At 73.6% G+C, this 19401-nt stretch carries 16 protein-coding genes and 1 riboswitch; of the genes, 4 read left to right on the top strand and 12 right to left on the bottom strand.

Going from position 1 to position 19401, the window contains the following annotated elements:
* Positions 1–97: 97 nt before the first annotated feature.
* From IEY93_RS16950 to IEY93_RS16910, 9 genes are all read right to left on the bottom strand, one after another.
* Complete coding sequence (locus IEY93_RS16950) at positions 98–607, bottom strand: DUF302 domain-containing protein (protein WP_189164025.1); 510 nt, start codon at positions 605–607, stop codon at positions 98–100.
* A 167-nt stretch (positions 608–774) separates the two neighbouring features.
* Positions 775–1569 carry an SDR family NAD(P)-dependent oxidoreductase gene (locus tag IEY93_RS16945; RefSeq protein ID WP_189164024.1) on the bottom strand — a complete coding sequence of 265 codons (795 nt, stop codon included), beginning with the start codon at positions 1567–1569 and terminating at the stop codon, positions 775–777.
* Positions 1570–1672: 103 nt separating this feature from the next.
* The gene (locus IEY93_RS16940) at positions 1673–2299 is read right to left on the bottom strand and encodes a GTP-binding protein (RefSeq protein WP_189164023.1); all 627 of its coding nucleotides are present in this window, start codon (positions 2297–2299) and stop codon (positions 1673–1675) included.
* A complete protein-coding gene (locus IEY93_RS16935; RefSeq protein WP_189164022.1) occupies positions 2280–2669 on the bottom strand; it encodes a DUF742 domain-containing protein in 390 nt (129 codons plus the stop codon). The genes IEY93_RS16940 and IEY93_RS16935 overlap by 20 nt, the downstream gene beginning before the upstream one ends.
* Positions 2666–3094, bottom strand: coding sequence for a roadblock/LC7 domain-containing protein (locus tag IEY93_RS16930; protein WP_203967862.1), 429 nt, complete (start codon positions 3092–3094; stop codon positions 2666–2668). The genes IEY93_RS16935 and IEY93_RS16930 overlap by 4 nt, the downstream gene beginning before the upstream one ends.
* A gap of 153 nt (positions 3095–3247) precedes the next feature.
* Complete coding sequence (locus IEY93_RS16925; RefSeq protein ID WP_189164020.1) at positions 3248–5710, bottom strand: sensor histidine kinase; 2463 nt, start codon at positions 5708–5710, stop codon at positions 3248–3250.
* A gap of 201 nt (positions 5711–5911) precedes the next feature.
* Positions 5912–7975: a prenyltransferase/squalene oxidase repeat-containing protein gene (locus tag IEY93_RS16920; protein ID WP_229691211.1), complete on the bottom strand. Its 2064-nt coding sequence runs from the start codon at positions 7973–7975 to the stop codon at positions 5912–5914.
* A complete protein-coding gene (locus IEY93_RS16915) occupies positions 7972–8874 on the bottom strand; it encodes a terpene synthase family protein (RefSeq protein ID WP_229691210.1) in 903 nt (300 codons plus the stop codon). Before IEY93_RS16915 ends, IEY93_RS16920 begins: the two co-directional genes overlap by 4 nt.
* Positions 8871–10202: a cytochrome P450 gene (locus IEY93_RS16910; protein WP_189164019.1), complete on the bottom strand. Its 1332-nt coding sequence runs from the start codon at positions 10200–10202 to the stop codon at positions 8871–8873. Before IEY93_RS16910 ends, IEY93_RS16915 begins: the two co-directional genes overlap by 4 nt.
* A gap of 552 nt (positions 10203–10754) precedes the next feature.
* Between IEY93_RS16910 and IEY93_RS16905 the strand changes: the two genes are divergently transcribed.
* The 4 genes from IEY93_RS16905 to IEY93_RS16890 all read left to right on the top strand — a co-directional run bounded on the left by IEY93_RS16905 (position 10755) and on the right by IEY93_RS16890 (position 15090).
* Positions 10755–11621: a Gfo/Idh/MocA family protein gene (locus tag IEY93_RS16905; protein WP_229691209.1), complete on the top strand. Its 867-nt coding sequence runs from the start codon at positions 10755–10757 to the stop codon at positions 11619–11621.
* 216 nt (positions 11622–11837) lie between these two features.
* A riboswitch (adenosylcobalamin (AdoCbl) riboswitch) is annotated at positions 11838–11978 on the top strand.
* A gap of 45 nt (positions 11979–12023) precedes the next feature.
* On the top strand, positions 12024–12977 hold the full coding sequence (locus IEY93_RS16900; RefSeq protein WP_189164018.1) for an ABC transporter substrate-binding protein: 954 nt from the start codon (positions 12024–12026) through the stop codon (positions 12975–12977).
* Positions 12978–13288: 311 nt separating this feature from the next.
* The gene (locus IEY93_RS16895) at positions 13289–14311 is read left to right on the top strand and encodes a FecCD family ABC transporter permease (protein ID WP_189164060.1); all 1023 of its coding nucleotides are present in this window, start codon (positions 13289–13291) and stop codon (positions 14309–14311) included.
* Positions 14308–15090, top strand: coding sequence for an ABC transporter ATP-binding protein (locus IEY93_RS16890; protein ID WP_189164017.1), 783 nt, complete (start codon positions 14308–14310; stop codon positions 15088–15090). Before IEY93_RS16895 ends, IEY93_RS16890 begins: the two co-directional genes overlap by 4 nt.
* On the opposite strand, the gene IEY93_RS16885 is transcribed toward IEY93_RS16890, so the two are convergent.
* The 3 genes from IEY93_RS16885 to IEY93_RS16875 form a co-directional block, all read right to left on the bottom strand.
* Positions 15091–15804: an adenosylcobinamide amidohydrolase gene (locus IEY93_RS16885; RefSeq protein WP_189164016.1), complete on the bottom strand. Its 714-nt coding sequence runs from the start codon at positions 15802–15804 to the stop codon at positions 15091–15093.
* 113 nt (positions 15805–15917) lie between these two features.
* Complete coding sequence (locus IEY93_RS16880; protein ID WP_189164015.1) at positions 15918–17633, bottom strand: serine/threonine-protein kinase; 1716 nt, start codon at positions 17631–17633, stop codon at positions 15918–15920.
* A complete protein-coding gene (locus tag IEY93_RS16875; protein ID WP_189164014.1) occupies positions 17630–19366 on the bottom strand; it encodes a zinc ribbon domain-containing protein in 1737 nt (578 codons plus the stop codon). The genes IEY93_RS16880 and IEY93_RS16875 overlap by 4 nt, the downstream gene beginning before the upstream one ends.
* Between the last annotated feature and the right edge of the window lie 35 nt (positions 19367–19401).

The raw sequence follows: 19401 nt of genomic DNA, 5'->3' as shown, positions 1-19401 counted from the left end.
CTGATTGGAGGCAGTGGGACGCATGCCGGGTGCACGGATCGGCGAGGTTGAGCGGGGATCACCGAGTCGGCGGTGCGTCAGATTTTCGTGGCGGTGGTCAGGGTTGGAGTTCCGGGGGTGACTGGGCGCCGAGGGTAGTGAGCAGGCGGGCCAGGAGGGTGTCCAGTTCTCGGCCGATCTCGGTGATGTCCGGGTCGCCGTAGCCGGCGAAGAGGGTGCTCGGCTGCACGACCGTCAGATGGGTGACGTCGTCGGTGCCGGCGTAGATGACGATGCGCAGCGGGGCGTGCAGCATGACCGCCGGGTCATGGCGGAACATGCGCTCGGCGATGGTGTGGTTGCCGGTCAGGTACGTGCTGCACTTCCACGGGGTCCGCGAGGCGGGAGCCATCAGGGCCGCCATATCGCTCTTCCAGTAGTTCATGAAGCCGTGCGGCGCGTTGACCTTGGCGTGCTGCAGGATGGCCGGCCAGTAGTCGAGCCGTCCATAGCTCGCGAGGTCGGCGTCGGGAACGAGTTCCTCGAAGCGCTGGACGGCGCGCTCGTACGGCTGCGGCAGCGTCACATCGATGCGCCGGATGGTCTGTGACAGGGTAAAGGTGGTCATGGCGGTCCCCCTTCCAGCACCTTCCATCCTCGCTGACGGTATGGCCGGTTCCGCAGGCCGGGGAGGGAAGTGCGGATCGGGTGAACGACGAGGTCATCGACCATGCCCGGCCGATGACCCGGCTCCCGGGCTGTCGCCGGGGATGGGTGGGAAGGCCGTGCGCCAGGTCAGGGGATGAGGGTGGGGATGAGGCCGCCGTCGGACCGGAGGGCGGCGCCGGTGGTGGCCGAGGCGTGGTCGGAGCTGACGTAGACGACCAGGTTCGCGATCTCCTCGGGGCGGATCAGCCGGCGCAGGAGCGAGGTGGGGCGGTCCTCGGCCATGAACCGGCGCTCGGCCTCCTCGAACGGGACGTCCTCGCCGTACAGTTCGCCGATGAACTGCCGCACGCCCTCGGTGAGGGTGGGCCCGGCGAGGACGGAGTTGATCGTGACCCCGGTGCCGGCGACCGACTGCGCCATGCCGCGGGAGACGGCGAGCTGGGCCGTCTTGGTTATGCCGTAGTGCACCATCTCGGTGGGCGGCAGCATCGCCGAGTCGCTGCTGATGAAGATCACGCGGCCCCAGCCCTTGTCCACCATGCGCGGCACGTACGCCCGTGCCATGCGCACGCCGCTGAGCACGTTCACCTCGAAGTAGCGCCGCCACTCGGCGTCGGGGACCTCGAACACCGGCATCGGGCCGAAGACGCCCGTGTTGTTGACCAGGATGTCGACCTCGGGCTCGGCGGCGACGATGGCGTCCGCGCCCTCCTGGGTGGCGACGTCGGCGGCCACGCCGCGCACGCCGGGGTTGCCGGTCTCCTCGCGGATGGCGGCGGCGGCCTCCTCGGTGCGCTTGCCGTCCCGGCCGTTGACCACGACGCCGGCGCCCGCCCGGGCGAGCGCGGTCGCGATGGCCCGGCCGATGCCCGAGGTGGAACCGGTGACGAGGGCGGTGTGGCCGGTGAGGTCGATGTGCATGGTGGAACTCCGGAGAACGACGGGACGATGTGGGACGATGTCCCGCCGTCCCTACCCCGGCTCCGCCCTCGTCACGCCCGACCCGCCGAGCGGCGCGCGCGGGTCAGCCGGCGATCGGCTCTTTGGTGCTGCGGGTCTGCATGGCGTGCTGGACCAGGGCGACCAGCACGTTCTTGCTCGACTCCCGCTGCCGGGCGTCGCACAGCACCACCGGGATGGCGGGCCCGAGGTCGAGCGCCATCCTGATCTCGTCCAGGTCGTAGCGGCGGGCGCCCTCGAAGCAGTTGACCGCGACGACGAACGGCGTGCCGCGCCGCTCGAAGTAGTCCACCGAGGGGAAGCAGTCGGCCAGGCGGCGGGTGTCGGCGATCACCACGGCGCCCATCGCGCCCAGCGCCAGCTCGTCCCACACGAACCAGAACCGCTCCTGCCCGGGCGTGCCGAACAGGTACAGCACGTGGGCGTCGCCGATGGAGATGCGCCCGAAGTCCATCGCGACGGTGGTGGTCTTCTTCTCCTCCACCCCCGACAGATCGTCCACGCCGACGCCGCGGTCGGTGAGCGTCTCCTCGGTGCGCAGCGGGCGCGTCTCCGACACCGAGCCGACCATGGTCGTCTTGCCCGCCCCGAACCCGCCCGCGATCAGGATCTTGATCGCGGTGGGCAGCTTGGTCCGGGCCGCGCCGTTCGCGCGGGCGGCCGGGCCGCTGTCAGAGCGTACGGAGTCCATTGAGCACCGCCTTGTAGGTTTCCAAGTCCAGAACGTCCGTCTCGCGCGCGGGCTCCTGGATGGCGATGAGCCCTCTGTCGACCAGGTCGCCCAGCATGACGCGGACGGTGCCGGCCGGCAGGTCCAGGTGAGCGGCGATCTCGGCCACGGACAGCGGCCGCTCGCACAGCCTGACGATGGTGTGGTGCTCCGGGCCGAGGCCGGGGTCGACCGGCGTCGCCGGGTTGAGGGTCACGACGAGGGTGATCAGGTCGATCCTGCCGCGGCTCGGCTCGGTGCGCCCGCGGGTCATGACGTACGGGCGGACGATACGGCCGGCCTCGTCGTCGATCCACTGCTCCTCGGAGGGGTCGTCGGAAAGGTGCGTCATGTGCCGCCCTCCCGTCCGGACGCGGCGCCCGCCGTGCGGGCGGGGGAGGTGAGGAACTGGCCGACCCGGGTCACCAGCATCGCCATCTCGTAGGCCACCAGGCCCACGTCGGCGTCATGGGAACACAGCACGGCCAGGCAGGCGCCCTGGCCGGCCACCGTCACCACCAGGTAGGCCGACTTCATCGCGACGATCGTCTGCCGTACGGCGCCGCCGTGGAACCGCTCGCTCGCCCCCTGGGCCAGGCTCTGGATCCCGGCCGCCACCGCGGACAGGTGGTCGGCGTCCGCCTGGTCGAGCCCGTGCGACGAGGCCAGGAGCAGCCCGTCGGTGGAGAGAACGATCCCGTGTTCGGCTTCCCTCACCCGCTCGACCAGGTCGTCCAGCAACCAGGCCAGATCGGCGGTGGCACTCGTCCTATGCATCACTTGCTGTCCTCTTTACCGGCTCACAGTTCACAAACGTCGTCTCTCTTCGTCTCCGGCGGTCACCGGGCGGGGCGGGGGCGGTCCGCCCGGTGACCGCACGGGTTCATCCGATGCGCACGAGGCGCTCGCCGTGGGCGGGTACGGCGGGGGTCATGAGGATGGGACGGGGGGCTCGTCTCCGCGCGGCGGGCGGCGCGGCAGCTTGGCGGCGTCCGACCGCCCGCGCTCGGTGCCGCTCTGGAAGGAGCCCATGAGCCGACGCAGGTCCTCCGGCGACAGCTCGTCGTCCTCGGCCGCCTCCGCCTGGGGCGGCGTTGACGGCTGGTCGCGCAGCGCGGGGGCCAGGTGCGCCTGGGCGACGCGCCGGGGCAGCCCCGAGGGCGTGAACGCGGGCGCGGTGGCGTGCTCGTCTCCGCTCTCCTGCCCGGCCGCGTCACCGGCGCGCTCGCCCGTGATGTCAGGGGCGGACGCGCCGGCGCCGGGTTCGCCGGTGGTCAGGCTCGGCACGGGCGCGGGCAGCGGGCCCGCCTGACCGGCGGGCGTCTCCTTCCAGGGCGGTGCCACCGTCAGCAGGGGGCGGGCCTCCATGGCCTCATCGACCTCCTTGGGCTCGTCGGCGTACACGGGAACCTCCCCCGTCGAACGCAGCCCGCTCCGCCGGGGCTCGGGAGGGCCGCCCCTGGACACCCGCCGGGGCAGGACCTCCGGGCCGCCGGACGCGGGCTCGGCGTCGGAGTCGGACTCGATCAGGTCGCGCGGGATCAGGACGACGACGGTCGTGCCGCCGTACGCGGACGCCTTGAGCGTCACCTTGATGTGGTGCCGCGCGGCCAGGCGGCTGACCACGTACAGGCCGAGGCGGGGCGTGCCGCTCAGCCTGAACTCGGGCGGATCGGCGATCCGCTCGTTGGCCGCGGCCAGTTCCTCGGAGGGCATGCCGAGGCCGCGGTCCTCGATCTCCACGACGTAGCCCTTGGCGACCTCCTGCCCGCTGACCTGCACCAAGGCGTAGGGCGGCGAGAAGGAGACGGCGTTCTCGATGAGCTCGGCCAGCAGGTGGATCACGTCGCCGATCGCCCGGCCGGCGAGCCGCGCCTCGCCCATGGGCATCAGCGTGACCTGGGTGTAGTCCTCCACCTCGGCCAGCGCGCCGCGGACCACGTCCACCATCGGCACGGCGCGCCGCCAGGCGCGGCCGGGGGAGGCGCCGGACAGCACGATGAGGTTCTCGGCGTTGCGCCGCATCCGGGTGGCCAGGTGGTCGACGCGGAACAGGTCGGCCAGCTCGGCCGGCTCGGTCTCGCGCTTCTCCATGGCGTCGAGGATGGACAGCTGCCGGTGGACCAGCGACTGGGTACGGCGGGCCAGGCTGAGCAGGATGCCCCGGTAGCCGCGCCGCAGCTCGGCCTGCTCCACCGCGGTGTGGATCGCGGTCTCCTGCACGAGGTTGAACGCCTGGCCGACCTGCCCGATGGCATCGTTGCCCACGGCGAGCGGCGGCGCCTCGGCCGCCACGTTCACCTCGTCGCCGCGGCCGAGGCGCTCGACCACACTGGGCAGCCGTCGCTCGGCCAGCTCCAGCGCGGCGGCGCGCAGCTCCTCCAGCCGCCGCACCAGAGCGCGGGCGGTGGTGATGGACAGGACGATCGAGGCGATGACCGCGAGCAGGCCGAGGCCGCCGGCGAGCGCGAGGCGGACGATGACCCCGATCGCGATCGGGGCGGCCCGCTCGACCAGCGTGTCGCCGCCCGACTCGATGAGCCGGTCGACGTCGGAGTAGACCGCGGAGGTCACCGCCTGCCACCGCTCGCCGTCGATCGAGTTGACCTCGGGGGCGCCGGAGCGGATGAGCTGGTCCTCCATGCGGCGCAGCGCGGTGAACGCCTGGCCGCGCCACAGCTTCTCCCAGGCGGCGTGCTCGTCCGCCGGTAGCTCGGCCGCGGCCTTGGCCATGAAGAACCGCTGCGCGCCGACGGCCTGGGCGAACAGGCTCTGGTCGGTGCCGGTGAGGCCGCCCGCCGCGAGCGCGCCCGCGGCGAGGGCGTCCTCCTGCGCCAGCAGTTCGTTGGCGCGGCCGAGCTCGATGAAGGTGCGGGTGTCCTTGGCGAACTCGGTGTCGTCCAGTGTGGCCATCGAGTCGTAGACGCGGTACAGGGTGTCGATGACCTGGGTGATGGCCAGGGTGGCCCGCGTGCGGTCCACCTGGCCGTTGTCGACCTGCCTGCGCAGCGGGCCGAGGGTCTGCAACTGCCGGATCGTCTCGTTGATGCGGCGGGTGAGCGGGTCGCTCGCCGCGCCCCGCACCTCCGAGGAGGTGGTCTTCTCGCGGAAGTCGGTGATCGCGGTCTCGGTCCTGGCCCGCTGCGTGGTCATGACGGTGCGCAGCCGGGTGTCGGCGGGGTCGGCGAGGAAGGTGACGGTGAGCCGCCGCTCGCGCTGGAGCTCGACCCGCAGCCGTTCGCTCGGCTGGGCGACGCCCGTGTCCAGGGTGTTCACCCACAGGACGTTGAGCCCTTCGCGCAGCGTGACCCACGAGGCGAATGCCCAAAGGGCGATGAGTGACACGATCAGCGCCGTGACCTTGGCCCGTACACGCGGGTTTCGGAAGTGCATAACTCCATCCCTGGCGAAAGTCAGGAACCCACCTCACGGTGCACGGCGGATAACGCTATTTCTGGCGCTATGTCCTTATATGGTGCCGTATCACGTGGTAGGACGGTATTCAAGCGCAACGCACGAGAAACCCTAGCACGGTAGGAAATGTCAGGACGACCAACAAGAGTCATATACGGAAAAATGTCCCGGTTCGAAGGTTCAGGGCTGATGGGGGCTCGCGTTTTGTGGCACGGCATCCTGCTCGGCTGCCACCGCACCGTCACGCTGAGCGAGGTGCAGGGCCGCCAGGACGGCCGCCCGGACGATCGCGACGGGCAGGTACAGATCCTTGTCGTGCCACATCGGCGGATCGGCCGGCAGGTCCGTGCGTCCGGGCCTATCCCGCACGTTCGGCATGTCCGGCGAGGTGCCCGTGTCCCGTGCGCTCACCGTGTCCCGCGCGCGGAGCCGGTTCGCGCCGAGCAGGTACGCGTACCCGCGCGCGGCCGCCGTCCGCCTCGTCGCCCGGCGCGGCACGCGCTCGCCGGGGGAGGGCGGGCCGGTGGGCTCGGGGCCTTCGGTGAGCAGCATCAGGTGCATCGCGTACGCGGTCTCCTCGGCCGTCCCGTGCCACAGGCCCCACGAGCCGTCCGGCCGCTGCGTGGACAGCGCCCAGCGCACGGCCCGCCATACCGCCGGGCGCGACTCGGCGCCGCCGAAGCAGTGCAGCGCCAGCGCGCACGACATCGTGGCGTAGTACGGCGACGCGTGCCAGCGGTCCGACCAGCTCCCGTCCGGGGCCTGCCGCTCGCGCAGCCAGCCCGCTACCTGTGCCATGGCCTCGCGGTAGCGGGGTGCGGCCTGCGGGCACGCCGCCACGTACTCGCCGAAGGCGTCGAGCACGTGCGCGTTCACCGTGGTCGACGCGCCGTCCTCGCCCTGCCAGGTGCAGAAGTGCGCCCCCGCGCGGTAGGTGAGCAGGCTGCCGGGGTCGCACGGCTCACCCAGCAGCGCGAGCGCGTACAGCGCGACCGACGTGGTGTCGCTGTCGGCGGGCAGACCCGGCCCGGCCGGCATGCCGATGGGACCGAGGCCGTCGCGCAGGCTCGCCGTCAGCTCGCCCGGGACGGTCACCGGCACGCCCGCCCGCAGCAGCCAGCTCACCACCCAGCCCCGCTCGAACGCCGCGATGGGCGCCGCGCAGGGCACCGGCCCGCCGTACGGCTCGGCCGCCGCCCGCAGGTAGCGCTGCGCAGGGTGCCCCGGATCGACCGCGCCCAGCTCGCCGAGCCAGGCGGCGGTGGCCGCGGGGGAGGCGCCGACCGATCCGGCGGGGGTGAGGCGGACGCCGGACGCCTGGAACGCCGTCTCGCCTGCGATCTCCAGGGCGTGCAGCAGCTTCTCGGGGAGCGGCGCGCCGGCCCGCACCGCCGACCGGATCGCCTCCAGCCGGCGGGTGTCCATGCCCGCCGGCAGCGGTAGCGGTGCCCATCCCGCGCGCGCCGTCCCGCCCTTGTCCGTGATGCCCGCCCCGGCCGGCCAGGCCTCATCCAGCTCGGCCAGCTCGCGCAGGGACCGGTTCGCCGACTCGACCAGCGCCGGGACGATGAGCTCGATGGCCGGCAGGTCGGGCAGCCGCCGCCGGGCATCGCCCGGCCCGGCGAGCGGGCCGAGCAGGGCACGCAGGCCGAGGAGCCCGCGCCACGCGCTCTCGGCCACGGCGTCCCAGGTCAGGCGGGGATCGCGGGAGGGATCCGGTGCGCCCGCCGCGCCGCGGACGCACCGGACGAGTTCCGCCAGCAGCGCCTCGGTGGCGCTCAGCGTCGGGACCAGGGCGTAGTCCTCGTGCGGCCCCCACAGGCCGTCCGGCCGCCGGGTCGTCATCAGATACACCAGGCGCTCGCGGTGGCCGGGCAGCCAGGGGGCCAGCGCGACCAGCCGTCCGGTCTCGTAGACCGAGGGGGAAGGCTGTCCCTGCGGCCGGGTGACCAGGCCCGCCAGCAGCTCGCGTGCCGCCCCGGCGACGTCGGCGGCCATCCGGCCGGCGATCGCCGCGATCGGCTCGGCGGGCTCGGTGATCCCGGCGACGCGGCTGCCCGGTCGCGTGATGCCGGACAGGCCCGTGGCCCACCCCCTGATCCCCACGACCGAAGCGGTGCCGCGACTCGCCGCCGGCGCCGCGTTCTCCGCCGGCTCGTGCTCCGCGACGGCCGGGGCGGTTTCGGTGCGGCCGGCGACCTTCGCCGGCTCGACGGCCTCCTGTCCGGCCGGGCCGATGATCACAAGGCGCCCCAGTAGTCGGCCAGGCGGTAGAAACCGGCACAGAAGTCCATCTGGCGCTCCAGGTATCCGGCGATGTGCGGATGCGACCCGCGCAGCGGCTCGATCAGGCTCCGGCTCCGGGCGGCCAGCGAGGCGACCTGCCGGTCCACCTCCTCGCGGGTGACGCCGAGCAGCAGGGCGTTGAGGTCGCCCCAGGCCAGGTCCCGCTCGTAGGTGCCGAGGTCGTTCAGCAGGCGGATCACCCGCTGCACCGCGTGGCTCGCCCGCCGCACCGGCTCCACGTCCGCGGCGTCGGTGACCCCGCCGACGTGGATGAGGTGGGCGGCGAACGCGAAGGAGAAGCCGAGGTTGGCGGCGTTGCCGAGATACTCCTCCAGCGAGGGTGTCACCCCGGAGTCGCGCCACTCGCGCTCGCGGGACATCCCCTCCAGCATGAGCTCGAGCTCCTCGCGCCACACCGGGCCGAGCAGGGGGAACGAGGGCGACGCCGCCAGCTCGTCCCTGATCTCGCCGAGGAAGACGGTCAGGTCGTCACCCGCGAGCGGCGGGTCGCCCGCGGCCACGGCCAGGCACCGGCCCGCGATCTCCGCGACCTCCGGTGCGGAGGAGGCGACGTAGTCCACCAGCCAGTCGAGCCCGAACGCCCACAGGCACACCTTGTTCGCCATCCGCAGGCCCGCCGCGTCCAGCCACGGCCCGCTGAAGGCCATGGCCAGGGACAGGGTGCTGGACAGCGCGGCGTCGAACGGCCGGGCGGCGAACAGCCCGGGGTAGCCGGCCATCCACTCCTGCATCTCCCGCTGTGAGCGGCCGGCCACCGCGCAGATCGCCCCGGCGTCCACCGCCGCCGGCCACACGCGCTCCGCGCCGGAGGACGACGGCAGGGCGGGGGCGCTCACCTGGGGCTCCGCAGGGTGGTGCGGGCCGGGCGCAGGCGCAGGATGACCCGCCCCCGGGGGCGCAGCAGGGCGGTGCGTGCCGGGGTGAACGGTCCGCCGCCGACCGACACCGGACGGAACCGGCTGAGGAGGGCGGCCACGATCAGCGGCGCGTCCATGTAGAACAGGTGCTGGCCGAGGCACTGGTGCGGGCCGCCGCCGAAGGGGAAGTAGACGTACCGGTGCCGGCGGCGCGGCGCGTCGGGGGCGAACCGCTCGGGGTCGAACACCAGCGGCCGGTCCCAGAACCCCTCCAGCCGATGGGTGGCGTACGGGCTGATCAGGACCATCGAGCCGGCCTTGACGCGCGTCCCGCCGATCTGCTCGGACTCGGTGGCCATGCGCGGGAACAGCCAGCCCGCCGGGTACAGGCGCATGACCTCCTGCAGCACCATTTTGGTGTAGCGAAGCTCGGGGACGTGGGACGGCAGGGGTGGCCCCTCGCCGACCACCTCGTCGATCTCCGCGTACAGGCGGGCCGCCACCTCCGGGTGGGCGTCCAGCAGCGGCCACAGCCAGGTGAGGGTGGTCGCGGTGGTCTCCGAGGCGGCGGCGTACACGCTCACCAGGTCGTCGCGGATCCACCGCTCGTCCCGGGGCGGGCCGCCCGCGCCGTGGCAGAGCGCGGAGACGACGTCCACCTCGCCGTGGCCCGGTCCCTCGGCCTTGGCCTGGCGGATGACCGGGAAGACCACGTCGTCGATGGCGGCCACCGCGTTCATGAAGGCGCGGTCGCCGGGCAGGGGCAGCCGGTACGGCATGAAGGGCATCAGCAGCCGGACCGTGACCGCGGCATCGGCCGTGTGGTAGGCGGAGATGAGCCGCTCGCTGTCCCGCCGGGAGACCCGGTCGCCGAACAGCACCCGCACGACGCTCTGGTTGACGATCGCCGCCATCTCGCGGGCGGCGTCGATGGGCGCGCCGGTCCGCGCGAGGCCGTCCAGCTCGGCGACGCGCGCGTCGATGGTCGAGGCGATCACCCCGGCCAGCGAGGCGACGTACGGGGCGGTGAACAGCGACTGCAGGATCGCCCGGCTGGTCTCCCACACCGGGCCGTCGCCGAGGATGCCGTCGCCGAGCATGCGCTTGAGCGGGTTCCAGAACATGCCCTCGCGCCGGTAGTTCGCCCAGTTGCCACGCAGGACCTGCTGCACGTGGTCGGGGTGGGTGACCAGGTAGGGGCGGAACGGGCCGAGCTTGAGGCGGACGACCCCTCCGTGTGCTCGCGTGCCCAGTTCGGCGAGGCCGTTCGCGGGATCTCGGACGAACGTCGCCAACATCCGGGACATCAGGGGGTACCTCTCTGAACTCGGCGCGGGCGGCTTCGTTACCCTCGATAACGCCGCCAAAGCCACAACTGCCGCGAACGAGACAAGGGGCTACTCTCGCGGCAAAGTGGCCAATGGATCAATGAAGTATCACGATCAACTGACTCTCAGCAAGACGTGATGTCAATAAACTCCGGCACGTGTCACGAAGTGGCCACATATCGGAAGAAGCCCGTGAATAGCGCCATAGTCGGGGCAAGCTGCGCTTTTCTAGCGAACGGCCTGATCCAGGCGGCGTTCCGGTCTCCTTTGCCGCGGCGTTCCGGTCCGCCCGGACGTGGCCGGCGCTCCGCGGAATCGCACGAGCACGAGCACGAGCACGGGCACGGGCACCGGCCGCCGGATGAGGTTCGCGCCGCCGGATGGCCGGCGAGACGGAACGGCCGGGGGCGGCCTCGCCGGACGCCTGCGGCGTCGCCCGCGCTTGGGCTAGTCTCGCGACGATCGCCGGCGGGCGGGTTCGCGCACCGCCGGCGGGAATGACCGCCTGCGTATCTCGGGGAGCTGAGCGCCGTGGATCTGAGCGCCGAACGGCCGGTGTCGGTGGGCCTGATCGGAGCGGGACCGTGGGCGGAGGCCGTCCACGCGCCCACCCTCGCCGCGGGACCGCACACGCGGCTGGCCGGGGTCTGGGCGCGCCGGCCGCGGGCCGCCGCACGGCTCGGCGTCCCGGTGTACGAGCGCATCGAGGAGCTGTTCGAGGTCTGCGAGGCGGTCGCCTTCTGCGTACCGCCCGCCGTCCAGGCCGAGCTCGGCGTCCTGGCCGCCCGCGCCGGCAAGGCGCTGCTGCTGGAGAAGCCGCTGGCCGCCGACCTGGACGCGGCCAAGCGCCTGGCCCAGGCGGTCGGCGAGGCCGGCGTCGCCTCGCAGATGGTCCTCACCTTCCGCTACTCGGCCGCCACCAAGGCGTTCCTGCGGCGGGTGCGCGCCATCGAGCCGTTCGGCGGCTACGCCATGAACGTCTCCGGCGCGCTGTACACCATCGACTCGCCCTGGCGGCAGGAGCGCGGCGCCATCCTGGACGTCGGCCCGCACATGATCGACATGCTGGACGCGTCCCTGGGCCGGATCACCGGGGTGCGGGCGCACGGCGACAGCCTGGGCTGGGTCGGCCTGCTGCTGGAGCACGAGACCGGCGCGGTCAGCGAGGCGTCCCTGTCCATGGCGGCCCGGGTCGAGCACGGCTCCTCGCAGGTCGCCGTCTTCGGCCGCCAGGGCACCGAGACGCTCGACGGCGGCGATCTCGGCTACGACGTCTTCCCCGACATGGTCGCCGAGTTCGCCGCGACCGTGCGCCGGGGCGGCGGCCACCCGCTGGACGCACAGCACGGCCTGCGCCTCCAGGAGATCATCGCCGCCGCCGAGGCCCAGCTCCGCTGAGGGGGCCGCCCATCGGCCGGCCGCACCCGGCCACCCGCGCGCCCGTGCCCGGCGTCGTACCGGTCCCGGGGCACACGGAACCCGGTTCGCCCGGCCCTCGCATCGGCCCCGGCCACCAGCAAGTGCGACCGGGCCCGTCGCCAGGGGCGCCGCATCGCGGCGCCCTGGCCGCGGTCCTCGCCACCCGCGCGTTCCCCGGCGGGACGTGGGTTGGTACCGTTCCCCTGACGCGTGGCGCGCAGCGAAGTCCGGTGTGATTCCGGCGCTGTCCCGCAACTGTGAGGCCTGAAAGGCCCGAGCCAGGTCGCCTGCCCGCCGCGCCGACGCCATCAACCCTCGTGGAAAAGGGTGATCCGTCACTTCGCGGGTCTCTCGATTTCCCGGCAACAGGAGGAACCCCTCGTGAGGCCCGTACGCACGGCCGTCGCGGGCGCGTTGCTGGGTGCGCTGACGCTGGCCGGATGCGGCCAGTCCGACGACACCGCAGGCACCAGCGCGACCGCCCCCGCCACCCCCGCCGCCTCGGCGCAGGCCGCCGGTTTCCCGGTCACCGTCCAGGCCGGCAACGGCGCGGTCACCATCCCCGCCAAACCCTCGCGCATCGTCTCGATCTCGCCCACCGCGACCGAGACCCTGTTCGCCATCGGCGCCGGCCCGCAGGTCGTCGCGGTCGACGACCAGTCCGACCACCCGGCCGAGGCGCCCAAGAGCGACCTGTCGGGCTACAAGCCGAACGCCGAGTCGATCATCGACAGGAAGCCCGACCTGGTGGTGCTGGCCAACGACACCGGCGGCGTGGTGGCCGCGCTGACCAAGGTCGGCATCCCGGTGCTGCTCGAACCGGCCGCGACCAAGCTGGAGGAGAGCTACGACGAGATCAGCGACCTCGGCGCCGCGACCGGCAACACCGCCAAGGCCGGGCAGGTCGTCGCGGACATGCAGAGCCGCATCCAGCAGCTCGCCGCCGCCGCGCCCAAGGACAAGAAGCTCACCTACTTCCACGAGCTGGACAACACCCCGTTCTCGGTGACCTCCGGCACGTTCATCGGGCAGATCTACGGGATGTTCGGGCTCACCAACATCGCCGACAAGGCACCGGACGCGGCGGGCGGCTACCCCAAGCTGTCCACCGAGTTCGTCGCCGAGGCCGACCCCGACCTGATCTTCCTGGCCGACACCAAGTGCTGCGGCCAGTCGAAGCAGACCCTGGCCAAGCGGCCCGGCTGGGGCGGGCTGTCGGCGATCAAGAAGGACCAGGTGTTCCCGGTCGACGACGACATCGCCTCGCGCTGGGGCCCGCGCGTCGTCGACTTCGCCGAGATCGTCGACGCCGCCGTCCGTAAGGCGGCCGCCTGATCCGTCCCGCCCGGTACGAACCCGAGGAACCCGGGGAACGGCCCGCGGCACCCGAGCACATCCGACAGCACCCGAGCACCTGGAACACCCCCGCGACCATGAGCGGCAGCAGATCAGACCCCGGCCCGGGACGGCGGCCCGCCGTCCCGGCAGCGCCCTGCGCGCCATCCGGGCCGGAGGAGATCACGGCCGGGCCACCGGACGGCACCGGCCGCGTCGTCCCCGATCCGCGAACCGCCACGGACGCGGGGGAGCCCGGTGGGCCGGCCGTGGTCGCGGGGGCGCCGGAGACCGCCGTCGCGTCCGGTGCGATGCCGGTGGCGCGGCTGCGCCCGGGCGTGCTGGCCCTCGCGCTCACCGTGTTCGCGGTGTGCGCGCTGGCCGGGCTGCTGGTGGGCGCGGCGGGTCTCCCGGTCAGGGGCGTCGTCCTGGAACTGCTCGGCAGGCTCCCGTTCGTCACCCTGGACTCGGGGCTCTCCCCGGTCGAGCGCGGGCTGCTCCTCCAGCTCCGCATGCCCCGCGTCGTGCTCGCCGCGGTCGTCGGCGGGCTGCTGGCGTTGGCCGGCGCCGGATACCAGGGCGTGTTCCGCAACCCCCTCGCCGACCCGTACCTGCTCGGCGCCGCCGCCGGGGCGGGGCTGACCGCCACCCTCGTGATCGCCCTGGTGCCGTCGGCCGTCGGCATGGTGCCGATCGCCGCGTTCGCCGGCGCCGTCGGCGGGGTGCTGCTGGCGTACGCGCTCGGCACCAGCACCGCCCGCGGCGGCGGCACCGCGACCCTGGTGCTGGCCGGGGTGGCGGTGTCCTCCTTCCTGTCGGCGCTGCAGGCGTTCGTCCAGCAGATGAACTACGAGCAGCTCCAGCGGATCTACGTCTGGATCCTCGGCGGCATCGCCGGCGACTGGTCCCAGGTCTGGCTGATCGCCCCGTACGCCGTGGTGTCCTCCGTCGTCATGATCGCGCACGGCCGGCTGCTGGACGTGCTGTCGGTGGGCGACGACGAGGCGGTCAGCCTCGGAGTGAACGCCGCCCGTGTCCGCCTGGTCGTGCTGTGCGCGGCCTCACTGGCCACGGCCTCGGCCGTGGCGGTGAGCGGGCTGATCGGCTTCGTCGGCATCGTCGTGCCGCACGTCGTCCGCCGCCTCGCCGGAGGGTCCTACCGCGTGGTGCTGCCGGTCTCGCTGCTGGCCGGGGCGGCGTTCCTGGTGCTCGCCGACCTGGTCGCCCGCACGGCGCTCGCCCCGGCGGAGCTGCCCATCGGCGTGGTCACCGCCTTCATCGGCGCCCCGTTCTTCATCGGCGTGCTGCGGGCCACCAGGGCGGTGGAGACGTGAGCGCGCTGGAGGCGCGAGGGCTGTCGGCGACGCTCGGCGGACGGCAGGTGCTCAGCGACGTCGGGCTGTCGGTGCGGGACGGCGAGTGGCTGGCCGTCATCGGGCCGAACGGCGCGGGCAAGTCCACCCTGCTGCGCGTCATGATGGGCCTGCTGGAGGCGCGCGGGGAGGTCTCGGTGGACGGCGTGCCGGTGCGCGCGCTCAAACCGCGCCGGCGGGCCAGGCTGATGGCCTACGCCCCGCAGAACCCGCTGCTGCCACCGGGGCTGACCGTCGCCGAGTACGCCCTGCTCGGCCGCACGCCCTACATCGGCTACCTCGGCAGGGACGGCCGGCGCGACCGTGAGGTGACCGCCTCGGTGCTCGAACGGCTCCACCTGTCCGCGCTCGCCGCGCGCCCGCTCGGCCGGCTCTCCGGCGGCGAGCGCCAGCGGGTCGTGCTCGCCCGGGCGCTGGTGCAGCAGGCCCCCGTACTGCTGCTCGACGAGCCCACCACCGCCCTCGACCTCGGTCACCAGCAGCAGGTGCTGGAACTGGTCGACCGGCTGCGGCTGGCCGACGGGCTGACCATCGTCACGACGGTGCACGACCTCAGCCTGGCCGGGCAGTACGCCGACACGGTGCTGCTGATGGCGCAGGGGCGCCAGGTCGCCTCCGGCCCGGCCACCGAGGTGCTCACCGAGCCGCTGCTGACCGGCACCTTCGGCGCCCACGTCCGCGTCGCCCCCGGCGAGGACGGCCGCCCCCTCGTCAACCTCGTCCGCCCTGCCACTCCCTGATCAGCCGGCCTCCTCCGCCTGCTCGTCCCGCGCGAGGGACGGCGAGGCGGGGGCGAGGTGGAGGGCGGTCCAGGCGTGGGCGCCGTCGAGAACGGCGCGGTGCACGGCACGGGCCATGCGTGCACCCCAGGTGGAGCGGGGGCCGCCGAACAGCTCTTCCGGCCCGTCGGCGCGCGCGGCGACGCAGACGGCGTCCGAGGCGGTCCCCGTGCAGGCGTATCCGGCCTCCGCGAGGGCTTGGGCCTTGGCCTCGGTCACCGTCATCACCGCGTTGACCAGGGCCGCGTCGCTCATCGCCACCGGGACGGCCACGATGATGTTGATGGTCCCCGGGGCCGGGAACGTCTCACGGAGCTCACGGAGCTCACGGAGCTCGCGGTCGCGGACGCCCTCAGGGCTGGCGGCCCAGGTGGGAACGCGCAGGCCCACGGTGGCGACGGCGTCCACGCCACCGTCGTGAGCGCGGGTGTGATGGCGCACCGAGGCCGCGGTGAGCATGCCCACTCCAAGGCCGGGCGGCGCGAGCTCCAGCAGGTGCGCGACCGGGTCCATCCGGGAGTAGCCGGCCACGACCTGGGCGTTGAGCACCCATTCGACCGGGCCGATCCCGCCCCCCAGCATGGCCGAGGAGATCGCCCGCCAGCCGGGGCCGAACTCCCACAGCAGCGAGGCCAGGTGCTCGCCGTCCTCGTGCCGATGGCTCAGCGCCGGCATGCGATCTCCCTACGCCGTGGGGCGGAGGGCGGGGTCCCTTCCGTCCCGGACGCCGGCGTTCCGCCCGGGCGCCGGAAGCGTACAGAACGCCCCCGACCGTCGCCCCGGCCGGGTCAGGAGGTGAGCTGGAGGGTGGTGAGGATGCGGTCGATGGTGGGCTGGTCGCATCCGCCGGGCGGGCAGAAGAAGGCGATCAGGCCCACGGGCCGGCCCTGGCCCCGGCCGATGATGTAGGCGATCAGGTCCAGGCGTCCTTGCTGGGCGGGGTCGTTGACCACGCCGGTCAGCCGGAAGGCGGGGTGGCCGGCGACGGTGGCCGTGGTCAGGGCGGAGGCGAAGTCGGCGGGGCCGGGCAGGACGAAGCTCAGGCTCCGCTTCAGCGTCTCGGGCGGGTCGGAGGTGGTGATGGTGTCGTTGAGCTCGGCGAACAGCCCCATCGCCCGTTCGGGCCTGGTGCCGGCCAGGGCGTTGACCGCCGTCCAGTCCGAGGCGATGGGCACCGAGAACAGCGCGTCGAACTCCGCCGCCGCCGGCGAGACGATCACGTACTCGTCGGCGTGGGCGCGCGCCTCCCAGTGGCCGGGGTACTCGAACGACAGCGGCACCGCCGCGCTGCCGGGGTAGCGCTTGTCGCCCACGGGCGTGACCCCGCGGTCGACGAGCAGGGTGGCCGCGACCGCCACCGCGACCAGTACGGCCGCGGCGCCCGCCAGGACGCCCACCGGCCATCGCCGCCGGCGGGTGGGCCGGGCGGCGGCGGTCCCGGGCCGGGTCAGCGAGCCGTCCGCCATCACAGGAACGGGGCCGGGCGGCTGCGAGGTGCCCGGCGAACGCAGGGCCGTGGTCCGCTCGGTCCGGTCCGGGTGGCCGGGGTGGCTCGGGTGCGAGGGGTGCCCCGCCGGGGTGGGGACGGTGCCGGTGGAGGCCTGCCCCGCCGGCCCCGTCCGTGCCGCACCCCTGGTCTGGTCGTCGTCACTGATCGCGTCCCGCAGCGCGGTGACGAACTCCCGGCAGGTGGCGTACCGCTCGCCCGGTGACTTGGCCAGGGCCCGCGTCATCACCTGGTTCACCGGGTGCGGCAGATCGGGCCGGTAGGGGGTGAGCGGCGGCGGGTCGTGCGAGACGTGCGCGTACAGCAGCGCCAGCTCGGTGTCCCGCTGGAACGGCGGCAGCCCGGCCAGCGTCTCGTACACCACGCAGGCGAACGCGTACAGGTCGCTGCGGCCGTCCACGGTGAGCCCGCGGATCTGCTCGGGCGCCACGTAGCGCGGGGTGCCCATGAAGTGGCCGTGGCTGGTCAGCCCGGCCTCGGAGAAGGTGCTCTTGGTCAGCCCGAAGTCGGTGAGGTAGACGTGCTCGGGGTCGCGGTCGGACCCGTCGGCGATCAGGATGTTGGCCGGCTTCACGTCCCGGTGCACCAGGCCCTGCTGGTGGGCGGCGTCCAGCGCCGAGGCGATCTGGGTGAACAGCCGGTAGGCGCGGGCCACCGGCAGCGGGCCGCTGCCCTGGATGAGTTTGCGCAGATCGGCGCCCTCGACGTACCGCATGGCGATGAACAGCAGTTCGCCGTTCTCGCCCGCCTCGTAGATCGGGATGATGTTGGGGTGGTCGACCGCAGCGACCAGCCGCGACTCGCGGACGAACCGGTCGCGGAACCGCTGGTCGGCGGCAAGTTGCGGGGCCAGCACCTTGAGCGCGACCGCGCGGCCGAGGCGCTGGTCGCGGGCGCGGTAGACCGTGGCCATGCCGCCCTGGCCGACGACCGCCTCGACGAGGTAGTCGCCGACCTGGGCGCCGACAAGCGGCGGCATCGGGACCTGCCCGCTCATTGCTCCACCGGGTTCCCGCAGAAGCCGCAGAACCGGTGCGCCTTGCCCAGGCGCATGCCGCACTGGGTGCAGAAGCGCGCCTGCGTGCCGCCGGGCGCCGGCACCGGGACGCCGGCCGGCGGGGACGGGTCGCCGGCCCGCTCGGCCGGGTACGGCGGCTCCATGGCCTGCGTTCCCTGGGGCGGCCAGGACGCGCCACCGGGGGAGGGGACGCCGGCCGCGCCCGGGGCGGAACCGGCCGGCTGCGCGGCGCCCGGCGAGCCGGATGAGCCGCCGGAATCCCCAGAGCCTCCCGGGAAGGACGCCCCGGCGGCGCCCACCGGGCCGCCGTATCCGTACGCGCCGTCCGCACCGGAGTGACCGGACGTCGCCGGGAACCCGCCCGTGCCGGGCGAGCCGGCCGGGAGCGGTTCGCGGAACCCGCCCGGCTCCGCGAACTCGCCGAGCTCCGCGTGCTCCGCGAGCTGCGCGAACTCCCGCGGGCCGTGGGGATCGGTGAGGCCCCCCGGAGTCACGGCGGCGACCCGCCTGCGGCGGCGCAGCATGAGCGGCACCGCCACCGCGACCATGGCGGCCAGCGCGACCACCCCGGCCGAGACCGGCAGCAGCAGCCGGGACGCCGAACCCGCGGACGAACCCGTGACGGCCGGTGGTGTCGTGGACGGGCCGGGCGAGACGGTGCCGGCCCCGCCGCGGGCGGCGCGGGCGGTGCGCAGATGGTCCTGGGCGACCACGTGGTCGGGACGGAGCCTGAGCACCTGCTCCAGCACGGGGATCGCGCCCGCGTAGGACTTGTTGTGGAACGGGGCGAGCGCGGTCTCGTACACCACGTCGACCGGCCCGCGGCGCGCGGTCACGTCGGCGGCGACCAGCGCGGACCTGATGTCGTCCACCGGAGTCAGCGTCGCCGCGCCGCCGCTGCCGGTGAGCAGGCCGACGACCTCGCTCTTGGTGTCGTCGATCACCGCCGCCCCCTCGCCGTCGGCCTTGAGGAACGCGGCCAGCTTGTCCCGTTCGGCGGGCTTGAAGGTGCGGCCGCCCGGCGGGTCGAGGTGGGCGGTCTGCAGCACGGGCGGGTTCTTCGCGCTCGGCCGGCTGGGCAGGCCGGCGGTGTCCACCGACTCGATGCCGCTGCCCAGCGTGGTGCCGAGCGGCACGGTCGGCAGCGTGCCGTCCTCGCCGCCCTTGGCCAGCTTGAGCACGGCGGGCGATCCGGGCGAGCCACCGCTGTGCAGCAGGTCGGCCGGGTACCCCTCGGAGACCGGCGGGTCGGCGTAGGGGAACACCGTGATCTTCAGGTTCGTGGTGACGATGCAGTGGGAGTTGCGCGGCGGATAGCACGCCTGGAGCCGGGCGTTCAGCTCGGGGTTCTTCAGCTTGTGCCGGGAGAAGTCCGCCGGGACCTTGACCTTGAAGTGCTCGGCGAAGACGCGGTTGGCGGCGTAGACGGCCGGGTCCTTGGCCGGCCGCACGACGCCGGTGGCGGTCACCACGACACCGTCGGGGGAGACGGTGAACCCGCTCCCGGTGCCGGCCGGTGTGTCGTATTCGCGCACCACCTGCTGGATGACGCCCCGGTCGTCCAGCAGGTTGATGGTCACGTGGGTCGTGGCCTCGACGCGGACCGTTCCAGGGGTGACGCGGTCGGTCGAGCCGCTCGGATGCGGGTGGAGGGTGAGGACCAGTGATCCAAGGGCGCTCAGCCCCGCGACGAGGTGGTGCAGGCGGGGCATTTCCGCCTCCTGTTAGCGAGCCGCCGTGGTGCTCC

Source organism: Sphaerisporangium melleum (assembly GCF_014646695.1).
Classification (GTDB): domain Bacteria; phylum Actinomycetota; class Actinomycetes; order Streptosporangiales; family Streptosporangiaceae; genus Sphaerisporangium; species Sphaerisporangium melleum.
Note: the sequence above shows the minus strand (reverse complement) of the source record. Positions and strands in the feature narration are given on the sequence as shown.